This is a genomic window from Mesotoga sp. H07.pep.5.3, assembly GCF_002752615.1.
GTDB classification, from domain to species: domain Bacteria; phylum Thermotogota; class Thermotogae; order Petrotogales; family Kosmotogaceae; genus Mesotoga; species Mesotoga prima.
Window position 1 is genome coordinate 206862 of the sequence record NZ_AYTV01000022.1, and the last position, 12291, is coordinate 219152.

General features: G+C 45.5%; 14 protein-coding genes and 1 tRNA gene. 14 read left to right on the forward strand and 1 reads right to left on the reverse strand.

The genetic code is table 11. The annotated features are described in order from the left end of the window. The first annotated feature begins 176 nt into the window (after nucleotides 1-176). The 9 genes from V513_RS10075 to V513_RS10115 all read left to right on the forward strand — a co-directional run bounded on the left by V513_RS10075 (nucleotide 177) and on the right by V513_RS10115 (nucleotide 5110). The gene (locus tag V513_RS10075) at nucleotides 177-974 is read left to right on the forward strand and encodes a radical SAM protein (RefSeq protein ID WP_236609163.1); all 798 of its coding nucleotides are present in this window, start codon (nucleotides 177-179) and stop codon (nucleotides 972-974) included. Next, entirely contained in the window at nucleotides 975-1328 is a 354-nt protein-coding gene (locus V513_RS10080) for a hypothetical protein (protein ID WP_014731763.1), read from the forward strand. Continuing rightward, complete coding sequence (locus V513_RS10085) at nucleotides 1325-1573, forward strand: hypothetical protein (RefSeq protein WP_099772644.1); 249 nt, start codon at nucleotides 1325-1327, stop codon at nucleotides 1571-1573. The genes V513_RS10080 and V513_RS10085 overlap by 4 nt, the downstream gene beginning before the upstream one ends. Beyond that, on the forward strand, nucleotides 1570-1851 hold the full coding sequence (locus V513_RS10090; RefSeq protein ID WP_099772645.1) for a monovalent cation/H(+) antiporter subunit G: 282 nt from the start codon (nucleotides 1570-1572) through the stop codon (nucleotides 1849-1851). Before V513_RS10085 ends, V513_RS10090 begins: the two co-directional genes overlap by 4 nt. Next, nucleotides 1848-2537 (forward strand): hydrogenase subunit MbhD domain-containing protein, encoded by a 690-nt coding sequence (locus tag V513_RS10095; protein WP_099772646.1) that lies wholly within the window; start codon nucleotides 1848-1850, stop codon nucleotides 2535-2537. Before V513_RS10090 ends, V513_RS10095 begins: the two co-directional genes overlap by 4 nt. Continuing rightward, entirely contained in the window at nucleotides 2534-3205 is a 672-nt protein-coding gene (locus V513_RS10100; protein ID WP_099772647.1) for an MnhB domain-containing protein, read from the forward strand. The genes V513_RS10095 and V513_RS10100 overlap by 4 nt, the downstream gene beginning before the upstream one ends. Further along, nucleotides 3202-3561, forward strand: a complete 360-nt coding sequence (locus V513_RS10105; RefSeq protein WP_014731767.1) for a sodium:proton antiporter — start codon at nucleotides 3202-3204, stop codon at nucleotides 3559-3561. The genes V513_RS10100 and V513_RS10105 overlap by 4 nt, the downstream gene beginning before the upstream one ends. After that, on the forward strand, nucleotides 3558-5000 hold the full coding sequence (locus V513_RS10110; protein WP_099772648.1) for a proton-conducting transporter transmembrane domain-containing protein: 1443 nt from the start codon (nucleotides 3558-3560) through the stop codon (nucleotides 4998-5000). Before V513_RS10105 ends, V513_RS10110 begins: the two co-directional genes overlap by 4 nt. A gap of 34 nt (nucleotides 5001-5034) precedes the next feature. After that, nucleotides 5035-5110 (forward strand) — tRNA-Trp (locus V513_RS10115). 27 nt (nucleotides 5111-5137) lie between these two features. On the opposite strand, the gene V513_RS10120 is transcribed toward V513_RS10115, so the two are convergent. After that, the gene (locus tag V513_RS10120) at nucleotides 5138-5614 is read right to left on the reverse strand and encodes a GNAT family N-acetyltransferase (protein ID WP_006489927.1); all 477 of its coding nucleotides are present in this window, start codon (nucleotides 5612-5614) and stop codon (nucleotides 5138-5140) included. Nucleotides 5615-5861: 247 nt separating this feature from the next. Between V513_RS10120 and V513_RS10125 the strand changes: the two genes are divergently transcribed. The 5 genes from V513_RS10125 to V513_RS10145 all read left to right on the forward strand — a co-directional run. After that, nucleotides 5862-6143 carry an acylphosphatase gene (locus tag V513_RS10125; RefSeq protein ID WP_099772649.1) on the forward strand — a complete coding sequence of 94 codons (282 nt, stop codon included), beginning with the start codon at nucleotides 5862-5864 and terminating at the stop codon, nucleotides 6141-6143. Between the two features lie 19 nt (nucleotides 6144-6162). Beyond that, nucleotides 6163-7065, forward strand: a complete 903-nt coding sequence (locus V513_RS10130) for an alpha/beta hydrolase (protein ID WP_099772650.1) — start codon at nucleotides 6163-6165, stop codon at nucleotides 7063-7065. A 416-nt stretch (nucleotides 7066-7481) separates the two neighbouring features. Then, the gene (locus tag V513_RS10135; protein WP_099772651.1) at nucleotides 7482-9983 is read left to right on the forward strand and encodes an ABC transporter substrate-binding protein; all 2502 of its coding nucleotides are present in this window, start codon (nucleotides 7482-7484) and stop codon (nucleotides 9981-9983) included. Nucleotides 9984-10035: 52 nt separating this feature from the next. Continuing rightward, nucleotides 10036-11076: an ABC transporter permease gene (locus tag V513_RS10140; protein WP_014731772.1), complete on the forward strand. Its 1041-nt coding sequence runs from the start codon at nucleotides 10036-10038 to the stop codon at nucleotides 11074-11076. Then, on the forward strand, nucleotides 11073-12291 hold a 1219-nt coding region (locus V513_RS10145; RefSeq protein ID WP_099772652.1), incomplete at its 3' end, for an ABC transporter permease. The genes V513_RS10140 and V513_RS10145, both read left to right, overlap by 4 nt.

The window sequence follows — 12291 nt, forward strand, 5'->3', positions numbered from 1 at the left end:
GACGGTCTTCCGTCAACTCTCAAGAGTGAAGAAAAGGAATGGGTTGGATGGATTCAAACGCAGAAAGACTTGTCAAAGTGCAAAAAGCAATAGAAAACACTCGTGAAAGGCTGCACTCGTGTGACCTGTGCCCCAAGAAGTGTCGTATAAACAGGTTCGAGGTTCCTGGTTTCTGCATGCAAAGGATCGAACCAAGAGTCTCGGCAACTGTTCTCCACTTCGGGGAAGAACCACCTTTGGTGAAGGAAGGCGGTGCAGGTGCGATCTTTTTCAGTGGCTGTTCAATGAGCTGCCTCTACTGTCAAAACTTCGCCTTCAGTCAGAAGAATTCAGGCAAGGTCTTTTCTTTTGAAGAGCTATCACGACACTTTATGAAGATTCAGGAGGAAGGGGCCGCTTGCATCGATCTCGTCACTCCGACTCCAAATCTGTATGGCTTTCTCAAAGCTTACGAACTTGCTCTTAAGGAGGGCTTTTCTCTTCCGGTAGTGTTCAACACAAGCGGCTATGAAGAAGTGAGTACACTGCTGCTTCTCGATGGAATCGTGGACATATACCTCACAGACATAAGATACACCGACGATGAGGTTGGAAAGAAATACTCCCTTGTTCCCGACTACTGGACTGTCACAAAGAAGGCAGTTAAGGAGATGTTCAGGCAAACAGGCTCTTTCAGAGAAGAAAACATGCGAGGAGTTATCGTCAGACATCTTGTTCTACCTGAAGGAATAGCAGGCACTGAAGAAATGGCGGAGTTTGTTGCTTTTGAATTATCTTCATCCGTTCCCATATCGCTTATGTCACAGTATCGACCTGTTTACAGGGCGAGAGAATACTATGAGCTATCGAGAAGAATTTCGGAAGAAGAGTACGATCACGCGCTGAACGTGATAGATGCGTTTGGCCTCACCGGTTGGATGCAGCACTTCGAGTCGAATGAAGGCTACAGGGCGAAACCTCTGAGGTGGGACTAGATGATTTTCACAATCTCTTTCTTTTTGTGGATCACTTTTTTTGGCAGATTCACTCTGGCCTCAGTAGTTTCGGGAGTGTTAGTTTCCGTTCTTCCTCAATATATATCATCTAGACTCATTCGTTCCGGCCCCGTTTTTGCCACGGCTTTCAAGATTATTCTTGCCTTGCCAATAGCCGTATTTCAAGCGTTCAGACTTATCTTCTCAAGACCCGTCTTCACGGTCAGGAGTGAGAAATCTCCGGAAAACAGAATTGTGGAGTTTGGCAAGATCATCTCTATAACGATGACCCCTGAGGAAATAGTCATCTCGAAAGACAGGGAAGGATTGCTGATTCATGAGGTGAAGAAGTGACTTTTTACATCACCATGGCTGCAACTATCTCCTCCATTGTAATGCTTGTGTGGTTCGCCGCAGGCAGTAATCCCTGGAGGCTTCTTGTGGCTTATTCTGCTATCTCCACAAGACTTCTAATAGGTATAATTTTCATTGAGATGGTAACAAGCGTCGATTTCATCTCGAGTGTTGCTCTTCTATTCCTTATACTCAACACAAGCGGAACGATTATCGCAGCTTATTATATGGGAGTGCGCAGATGATGAAAATAATCGCCTACATAATTCTGATCCCTGGGCTTTTCTTCGTTGTTGCCGGTACTCTCAGGGCGGTTTTTGCACACACGATAATTGGTACACTTCATTTCCTGACCATAGCCGATACGGTTGGCCTGATATTCCTAGTGATCTCGGCGTTTTTCTTCGGTCTCCTGACGATAATTGAAATGCTCGCGTTCATAGTTGCTCTAATGGTTACGGGACCTCTCGTGACACACGTTATTGCAAGAGCTTTCATAAACTCAGGGGGAAGAGAGAAATGAGCTTTGTCATAGTCGCAATCAGCTCTTTATATATTGTCAGTGCGATAATAGTCCTTTCATCGAAAACCAATTTCCAAAGCGTAATCTGGTTTGGGATTGTCGGTTCTCTGTCAGCCATAATAATGATGATAATTGGAGCACCGGATGTTGCCATGACTCAATTTTCGGTCGGGGTAGCCCTTGTTCTGATCGTCTACATAATGGCGCTCAAGAAGCAGCGCCGTGTTCGTCTCGGCATTGTCGAGGTACCGTCGATGATTGAAGAGACACCCTCTGGATTCAGGGGTCTGGAGTGGGAGATAATCCAGCTTGTCGATGAGAAAGAGGGTTATCATCTCGAACCTGTGAAGTTTTCCAGCAAGGAAGAGGCATTGATAGCGATAGAGAACCATGATATAGATTTGATTTGCGGAGCGCTTACAGAAGACGATGTTACCGGCAGGACGAAGGGCATTCCCTATTTGGAAACTTCGATCTTCCTGTGCAATGGAGAGGAAATCGATTTTGTGAGACTGAAGCACTTGAGCAGAAACTCCCTTTCTCCAACGCCTGAGTTTCTGAGAAAGAGCAGCTATGTCTTTGTCGTATCGACGAATTCACCTGATCTCGAAAAGGATATCCTTGAAGGACTGGAGTTCATAAGATCTTCGGGAAACATTGAGGAGATTGTGGGGCGGTATCTGTGAAGATCGCGGGAATCATAGCTCTGATAACCATCTTCATGATCGTTCTTTTTTCCTTTGATCCGTTCGGCAGTATTCCAGAGCCGATCGAAGAAATAGTGAATCGAGTAAACGTGCCCAATTTAGTCACAAGCGTTTATCTTGAAACAAGACTCTATGACACTATTTTCGAGATAATAGTCTTCACGATAACTGCATTTGGTGTTGCAAGCCTTTTTACTTCGCTTCCCGTTAATAGCGACGAGGGTCAGCAGGTATTCGGAACGGTTACTGTTTACAGCGGTGGACTGGCTGCACTGTCCATAACGCTCTTCCTATATGTTGTGATAAACGGTCACATAAGCCCCGGTGGAGGATTTGTTGGTGGAGTAGTTCTCGCAACGGGCGTTGTCACCTATGGACTCACTTCGAGTTTCAGGAGAGCGAGTCTTCATTATGAGATCTTCAAGGTAAATATACTGGAGAACGTAAGCCTTATTCTTATTTTTGCGTTTTCATGTTTCATCATAATCTTTCCGGAGGTTCACGCACAAATACTATCTGAGGCTGGATTCGGTTCGGTTTTCAGCGGTGGACTAATACCTATGATGAATATATTGATAGGAATCAAAGTATATGCAGGCGCCTGGAAGATGTCCAGCGAGTTCATAAACAGACGGGGAACATTATGACGGGAATTCTCGTAATCTATTTCTCGATAATTGGAATGCTGGTCGGAGCAGTGGGCATGATTCTCTCGAAAAACATAATAAAGAAAATCTTGTCCCTTGGTATAGTAGAGACTTCCGTAAATCTTATGTATACCGGAATTTCGGCCAGAGGAGGGATAATTCCCCCCATAATCAGCGGTGACTTTTCTAATGCAGTCTATGCAGACCCCATTCCCCAGGCCGTAATAATTACCGGAATCGTAATTTCATTTGCATTGCTCTGTCTTTCGCTCGTATTTGCGATCATAATTTACAACAAGTATCACACAATGAATGTCGAGACTATCGAAATGATTTTCGAGAGGGAGGAAAAATGATAGCATTAGTCTTCCTGCCCGTTCTCGGAGGCGTTATCTGCCTTGTATTGAAGAAGAGAAAGAACGTCAGCCTGATCATTGCCATTGTTACGGCTTTAGTCGGTGGAAGCGTCCTTCCATTTGTTATCTTTGACAACGCTTCGATAGACATAGGGAACTGGGGTTCACTTGGAATTGAACTTGCGATAGATGAATTAGCAATCCCCTTTCTGCTATCGACTTTTGTCGTTATGCTCGCGGTGATTTTGAATTCTATCAAGAAGGGTTATGACGGTTTTTTCTATGCCTTGATCCTCATACTTTACGGAACTCTAAATTCAATATTCCTTTCGAGAGACCTTTTCAGTATTTTCGTAACCGTTGAACTCGCATCGATAATTTCCTTTATCCTAATTTCCTACGAGAAGAAGCCCCGTCAGGCCTGGGCCAGTCTGAAGTATCTGCTCCTCTCTTCACTAGGTCTGAACTTCTATCTACTAGGAATCGGAATCGTCTATATGGAAACGGGTTCATTTGCGATGGATAGTCTCGAACAGGTTTCGACTATCGCAACAGTTCTGATCTTTGGGGGGCTGGCCGTCAAGTCCGGTCTTTTCTTTTTCTCAATGTGGCTTCCGGATGCTCATTCCAATGCGCCAATCGAAGTGTCTCCAATACTATCCGGTCTTATTGTCAAACTTGATGTCTATTTATCGATAAGGTTCATAACCTATTCCTCTTTCGGCTGGATGAGAGATACCTATATGTTCATAGGAATCGTAAGCGCAATTGTCGGCGTCGTATTCGCAGTCAATTCAAAGAACGCCAAGAGGGTGCTAGCATATCACACTATCTCTCAAGTTGGATTCATGCTTGTGAATTGTGACAAGTCCTCTGCCTGGCACGGCTTCAGCCATGCAATATTCAAAACGCTCCTTTTTCTGGTCGTCGGAAATATTTCGGAAAGACTCGGTACAAAGGAGTATACAAAGTGGTCGGGGAAGATCACGAGGGTCGAGTACGCTTTTCTGTTGATCGGTTCGCTCGCAATCGCGGGATTTCCAATGACATCCGGATGTGTGACGAAGGAGATCATCATACACGGCGCTTGTTGTCCCTCGTTGAAGATACTGCTCCTCATTGCTTCCGTTGGAACGGCCATGAGCTTCTCGAAATTCATCTTTCTCAAACCCGGAAAATCTTCCTCGCGGCCTGCCGCGAATACCGTTGCGGCTTACTCCATTTTGTCCGGAGTCATAATCGTACACGGGATTATCGGTTTCGAAATATATATGTTCGAATCATTATTTGCCGTTATTGCGGGAGTAGCCGCATATCTTCTGCTTCGCAAGTTTCTCAAACCTCTGCCGGTTTATTTCGAGAGGATCGATTCGGCTCTCTCTTCCTATCTCGTTCTATTTCTAATTTCGATCGTGCTGGCAATTATCCTCTCCTCTTGAAAAGGAGTATTGATTCCGCTATAATCGTCTTTGTAGGCGAGTAGCTCAATTGGCAGAGCGACGGTCTCCAAAATCGTAGGTCGGGGGTTCGAGGCCCTCCTCGCCTGCCAGAAAAGAGAGGAAGTTTCCTCTCTTTTTTATTTCCCCCCTATATGCTTTGCCATATTCAAGCTGGTAACTTCATACCCCATCTTCCTATATAGAGCAACCGCCACGGTGTTATGTGCGAAAACATGGAGCGAAAGGTCTTCCACTCCTAGTTTTGAAGCATATTCCTCAAGCGCCTTCAAGCTCTCTTTCCCGTAGCTTTTTCCCCTGAATGCCTCATCGATTACGAAATCATAGATGAATCCCTTCTTCTCCATTCCCGGGAAGATATGTAGCCAGACACAGCCGATCTTCTTGCCTGTATCCTTTTCCTTAAGATTCAGCAGTTCGTGGTTCTCTGTGTTCAGTCCGTCAGTCAGCAATGAATCGACCTCTCTCTTCGATTTTTCTAGTGCGCTTTTCTCTTCCCATCTTCCGGATTTCACATTCTCTACCGCGTAGTTTTCAACAAGTTTTCTCAGATATACGCTAAACTCATCTGACCTCATTTTCTCTATAACTATCATTCTGTCCCTCCTCTATAGATCATATCCAACAGAAATCTCTTGAAGAGTACCTTGATTGAAAAGTAATCGTCGACGTACTCTGATGACCGAAAACTTCAGGACAACAACCAGTCTTAGAAAGAGCAACAAGAAAGTACACTTCCTTGATTAATGAAAACCACTACTGCTTAAAGTGATCAAGTACACTTTCTGCTGATAAAATTGTTTTATACATGATATTCTAAATCACAAGGGGAGAAATCACAGTTTGAGAACCATCGAGATAATTATTCAGGGAAGAGTTCAGAAGGTCGGCATGAGAAACTTCATAAGGCGTCTGGCTACGAGACATGGGATTACTGGTTATGTAGAGAACCTCGACGATGGCTCGGTGAGAGTAGTAGCTCAGGGCAGCAAAGCACAGCTAAATGCATTCCTTACGAAGATCGAGAAGGGATCGATTTCGATAAAGCTTTCCGGAGGAAACATCAAGAGGGTTACTGAACGGCCATCCATGGAACACGGGTTCATGGACTTTGAAAAAAGGTAATTCCTACTGGAGGAGAAAAATGACAGTGATAATATTGGTGCTGATCGTTGTAGGATTTCTGGGCATCGTCGGTGCCGTTTTTGCCAACAAGGTCACGAAACCGCGGCAAATCCCGTACGAAGAGACCTACCGCATCGAAGTCGAAAACGGCAGAATGGATCCGGAGTGGTTCGAAAAGATCGAAAAGGAGGAGGTCTGGATTGATTCTCCGTATGGATACAAACTTCACGGGTTACTCATTCCGAACGACAATTCCGAAAGAGCTGTAATTATCTGCCACGGTATCACTTATTCGCTGTTCGGTTCCATAAAGTACGCGAAAATTTTTCACAAGCTAGGCTTTAACATCATCGTATATGACCACAGAAATCACGGAAAGAGCGGAGGCACGAATACGACTCTGGGCTATTACGAGAAACATGATCTTGCTGCGGTGAAAAACTGGGTCCTGGATAGACTGGGCAAGAAGACCAGAATAGGTCTGCATGGGGAATCGATGGGTGCCGCAATCGCAATTCAGTATCTTTCTCTAGATGATGAGATCGACTTCTGCGTCGCCGACTGTGGTTTTTCGGACCTCGAAGAATTGCTCTCGATAAGGTTGAGAGAGGACTTTCATCTGCCAAGAGTTCCATTCATCTGGCTCGCCCGTCTCTTCGCTAGGATAATGACTGGAGCCGATCTCAAGGAAGTCAGCCCGATCAGATCAGTAAGAGAGACTTCCATTCCTATCATGTTTGCTCACGGTGGAGAAGACCACTACGTCCCTACCTTTATGAGCGAAAAGATGTACAGTGAAAGACAATCAAACAAACATCTACTTATAGTTCCCGATGCTGGCCATGCGATGGCCCTTGTTAGCGATCCAGCGAAATACGAAAAAGAGATAGAATGGTTTCTTCGTAGTAATGATCTCCTTTGATTCAGCTCTTTATTTCCGCCCTCACTATTGAATAATTTGCCTTAAGAATTAAAATCCATTGTTGGAATTATTCATTACCTTGCCGAACTATATCGATAATTTGCTTTTGGATAGTTTAATTTATTGATTTGCACGCTAATTCATATTGAAATAATCAATCACTACAACTAATTAATTATTTTTCCATTAATTATTGAAGCAAAGAGCTTGACATTCTTGGAATTATTGTGTTAGACTTCGTAATGCTTTGATAATCTTTTTCTTTTTATCGAAGTAATTAAATTATCGATTACTTTTTGCACTATAGTTCTGTCCAGAATTATAATTATGCGATTATAATGAAAATTTCTTACTGATATACAACTGAATATTCTGTGCAAAGGCACAGAACTAAATGAAAAAGGGGGCGAAAGAAATTGAGTAAGAGACTTACCGTAATCCTTCTCGCATCGATGATTGTTCTCTGTGGCGGTGTTTTTGCAACCGAGAAGGGACCAATCTCCGACGTCATCTACTTCAACGTTAAGATGTCTCAAGAACTCGGTCTCAGAGACGTTGCCGAAGGACTCACCGACATTTTCATGGAAGGCGTCTCCGGTCCTACGTTAATGGGGATGGATAAGGCAACACGAGACAAAATGGATATCTACTCTGTTCCAGCGCTAACCTATGCTCTTTTCGTAAACCCATATCCGAACGAAGCTCCTTACTTCGCAAATGTAGACGGAAAGGACTTCTTCAACGTAATGGCGATAAACGAATTCAGGTATGCTCTCAACGACTTGATCAACAGGCAGTACATAGTTGACGAGATACTTGGAGGCGCTGGAGGACCGATGTTGTCTATGGCAACCCCCGGTCAACCCGGTACCTACAGATACGGTCTGGTCGCAAACAAACTTGGGTTAAGCTTTGAAGGCAACGAGACAAGAGCTCTCGAAGCTATGAAGAAAGCTCTTGAGGATGCCGCAAAGATTCCTGAGAATCAGGGTAGACTGGTAAACAGTAACGGCAAATGGTATTTCGATAATGAGCCATTGACGGTTAAATTCGTTATTAGGGCTGATGACCCCAACGTTAGAGTCAAGATGGCCGAATACGTCTCCCTTCAACTTGAAAAGGCCGGGGTAACAGTGGACAGACTGGTCTGGGAAAGATCCAAAGCTAGCAACACAGCTTATGGTAGCGATCCTGCAGACCTGATCTGGAACCTCTACACCGAAGCATGGAGCGCAGGCGCCACAAGAGCCTTCTGGGAACACATAGTACGCCAGATGTATGCTTCCGGTGGATCCTACATGCCCGGCCGTGGGACAGAAGGGTTCTGGAATTTCAGAAACGAAAAGCTGGACGATCTCATAGATAGGGCCTACACAGGAAACTTCTTAACTGAAGAGGAGTACTGGGACCTTTCTCTTACGGCTCTGGAGATGGGACTTAAAGACGCAGTTAGAATTTATGTCTGCTATCAGGACGGCTTCTATACGGCCAATTCGGCGAGGCTTCTCGACAGATTCGCATACGGACTCGGAGACGGAGTTAATGACTGGTCACTCAAAACGGCCGTCACCGATGACAAGGTGCTTTTTGTCACACAGTACTCATCCGTTGGAGCTCTCTTCATGTCCAACTGGGATCCTGTAGGACCTGACGGAATCTCAGACACGTACAGTGCAAATGTCGTAACGATTCTCTCTGATCCCAGCTCTTTTGAGAGCCCGGCGTCTGCTATAAACACCCCTTACAGAGTTAACTGGACACATGACGACATAGTCACGAAGGTCGAGCGAAACTCGGAAGGTGACGTCGTTGGTACAATAGACGTTCCCGAAAATGCGATAAGATTCGACAGCAAGACCAAGCAGTGGAAGGAAGTCGGCCCGGGCGTCAAGTCAATGTCGATGGGAACATATACCCTCCTCGGAGGCAACATGCACCAGGGCCAGCCCATAACAGTCAACGACTATCTCTACGCCTTCGCATTCATTGATGAATGGATATCGAGAGACGGAGAGAATGACAAGTACTACGAAGCTTCGTACGAGAATTACATGAGAAGCGGACAAGACACGATAAAGGGATATATTGTAAACGATGACGGGACAATCACTACCTACTTCGATTACAACTTCCCTGCAAGCGTCGACAGAACCGCACAGTGGGGAGCACCTTTCCTTGGAGTCCACAGACAGCCATTTGTAATAGTCTCCTGGGAAATATACGAGGCCCTCGCGGAAATCGTTGCCAACGGCAGCCAATCTGGAACGGTCTATGCCTTCAGGAACGATCCCGCTGTCACTCAGATCGATGTCCTTGTACCGAACCACGTGAAAGACATAAGAGCGAAACTTGTCGAGCTAATAGAAGAGGGACATGTTCCTAACTCTCTTAAGGGCCTGATAACTGTCGAAGAGGCTCAGTCAAGATACCAGGCCGCAATCGACTTCATAGACAAGTATGGACATGCGTATATAAGCAATGGACCATACTACCTTTCAAAATACGACCCAACTGCGAACTATGCGGAATGCAGGGCCTTTAGAGATCCTTCCTATCCATATGAACCGTACTACTGGAAGGAAATGTTGAAAACCGTAAGGCTTTCAATCGACTCTATAGACGTACCGGCCATAATTATGAAGGGAATGGATACGACTGTCAAGGTAGTAGTCGCAGAGGTTGCCTATCCATCTGAAGAGGTATCCAAGGCATCCAGGGGAAGCGTTGTCGTGACACTTATAACTCCGGATAAAGAGATGACTTTCGACGCCATCTTGATCGAACCGGGACTTTTCGAAGCTGTAATAAACGCTGAAGCTATCGAAGATCTCGAACCTGGCTCATACAACGTTCTGGCAATCGCTTCACTCGAAGGTGCGGTGCCGGCATCGTCCGTCACTTCCACCATAGTTTACTGATGTCTGCAGAGCGGTACCCGAAAGGGTGCCGCTTTCATTATTGAGGTGGAATATGTTCTGGAAATACATGTTGAAACGTGTCTTCTACGGCATCTTTATCTACATCATACTGATTTTCGTCTTTTCTGCGCTTTTCAACACCGTCATGGAACAGACCTTGCGAGGACAGATCGATGAGGAAATTAGAGGAGAGTTGATGGCCCTAGATAACCGAAGCTCCCAACAGATTCAAGACTTCATCGAAATGAGAAGGGCAGAAAAGTATGCCCTTTACAGACTGGACAAGCCCATCTTCGAAAGGATAGTGTGGCGAACCTGGTCAACCCTGACCTTCAACCTTGGAAAATCGAGTTCCATACGCTCTGCAGCAGGCGATCGGGATGTCTGGTCGATAGTCTCCGAGAAGATACCAAGAACCCTTGTTCTTTTCAGCACAGCGATGCTCGTCGACATCTTTATTGGAATATGGCTTGGCCTGAAGAAGGCTCAAAAGGCCGGAGGGTTACTGGACAAAAGTACTTCAGTAGGAACCATGGTGGTCTTCGGTATGCCGTCGTGGTGGTTGGGCATGATACTGATCATGTTCTTCGCATACACACTAAAAGTATTTCCTTCTGGTGGACTTCACGCTACGCCTCCTCCAGAGGGAATAGCATTCTTCTTAGATGCTCTCTATCATTTGGCGCTTCCAGTGATGACTCTTGTCGTAATTGGATTTTGGGGGCGCGCCTTCCTTACTCGAAATATCGTTCTCGGAGTTCTTCAGGACGACTATATAATGGCGGCAAGAGCAAGGGGCATTCCCGAAAGGAAGGTTCTCTACGGACACACAATGAGAACATCGGCCCCACCAATCGTCACCATGTCGCTTCTTGCACTGCTTGCCTCTGTGTCAGGAAATATTGTCTTTGAAGGTATCTTCAACTGGCCCGGAATGGGGAATCTCTTCTGGTTCGCCCTTCAGCAGAACGATGTTCCGGTCCTTATGGGAAATCTCGCGATAACCACAGGATTGTATATTTGTGGTCTTGTTCTCCTCGATCTGGTGTACGGTCTTCTTGATCCCAGGATCAAGGTTGGTGGCAGAATATGAGAATTGGAGATATGAAATCATCGTTCAACGAGTTCTGGCAAGAATTTAGAAGGGTCAAATCGGGGATGATAGGCCTCGTCTTTCTTGGATTGTTTCTAATGGTTTTGTTTTTTGAACCTCTGCTTCTCCCTTTTGAAGGAGCAAACCAACGGTGGAAGGACATAACCTACTGGGAGGATAATCCGGCCAGTGCCGCACCTCAGTGGACAAACCTATTCTCCTCAAAGAAGAGCGCAGTATCCATAGCTCTTGAGTCAGCAAAAAAGGAAGAGAAAAACGCCGGCCCGATAAGAATTATAGAGGAGACCTTCGTATATGACTTCCAGTATGATGTCGCTCCCTCCGACATAATATTCAGAGCCTCTGGTAAGGCGAATCCGACAGCAATCATATCCATCGAAAGACCTGATGGAAGAAAGATCGACTTGCTGAGAAAGCCTTTGGAAGTTACTGAAGGAAACGACTTGAGAATCGCGATTGACAAGACCTCATTGAATGAAGCGTACAATTTCCTCAAGAGGCTTGACGCTGCAACAGGCATTTCGAAGCAGACCATGAAAACTACAGACATCATATTCTCCAAAGTAGAGGATTCGGTTCCATTCAAACCGGAGGCCCTGAAAGGCGAGTATAGAATAATGGTCTCGCTGATTCTCCAGAAGGAAACAGACCTGATCGATTCCACAGAAATGAAAATTGCGGGCAGGGTGCATGGAATTCTGGGAACGGACAACTCGAAGAGAGATATCTGGAGTGGAGTAATAGCTGGAGTGAAATGGGCCATGCTGATCGGGCTCCTTACGGCTCTTGTTTCGGTTTCCATAGGTGTCGTTTACGGTGTCATCAGTGCTTATGTTGGAGGCTGGAAGGATTCTTTAATGCAGCGTATATTCGAGATATTCATAAGCGTTCCCATGCTTCCCGTACTCATTGTAATGAGCGCTGTCTTTAAGCCTAATATCTGGGTGATGATTGGAATAATGTGCATCTTCTACTGGGTAGGACCGGTGAAGACCGTCAGGAGCATGGGACTCCAGATCAAGGAAGAGACTTATATTGAGGCCTCCAGGGCTCTTGGAGCCTCCAATACGAGAATAATCTTCAAGCATATGGTTCCTCTGCTTATCCCCTACGCCTTCGCTTCAATGGCCCTCAACGTACCGGGAGCAATTGTCGTAGAAGCCACGATAAGTCTTTTGGGCCTTGGAGATGCGA

Bases quoted from the DNA above. Each gene is read 5' to 3' on its own strand.
- V513_RS10105 (WP_014731767.1), top strand. From the start codon at position 3,202: ATGACGGGAATTCTCGTAATCTATTTCTCGATAATTGGAATGCTGGTC.
- V513_RS10090 (WP_099772645.1), top strand. From the start codon at position 1,570: ATGATGAAAATAATCGCCTACATAATTCTGATCCCTGGGCTTTTCTTC.
- V513_RS10110 (WP_099772648.1), top strand. From the start codon at position 3,558: ATGATAGCATTAGTCTTCCTGCCCGTTCTCGGAGGCGTTATCTGCCTT.
- V513_RS10095 (WP_099772646.1), top strand. From the start codon at position 1,848: ATGAGCTTTGTCATAGTCGCAATCAGCTCTTTATATATTGTCAGTGCG.
- V513_RS10080 (WP_014731763.1), top strand. From the start codon at position 975: ATGATTTTCACAATCTCTTTCTTTTTGTGGATCACTTTTTTTGGCAGA.
- V513_RS10120 (WP_006489927.1), bottom strand. From the start codon at position 5,614: ATGATAGTTATAGAGAAAATGAGGTCAGATGAGTTTAGCGTATATCTG.
- V513_RS10130 (WP_099772650.1), top strand. From the start codon at position 6,163: ATGACAGTGATAATATTGGTGCTGATCGTTGTAGGATTTCTGGGCATC.
- V513_RS10075 (WP_236609163.1), top strand. From the start codon at position 177: ATGCAAAGGATCGAACCAAGAGTCTCGGCAACTGTTCTCCACTTCGGG.
- V513_RS10140 (WP_014731772.1), top strand. From the start codon at position 10,036: ATGTTCTGGAAATACATGTTGAAACGTGTCTTCTACGGCATCTTTATC.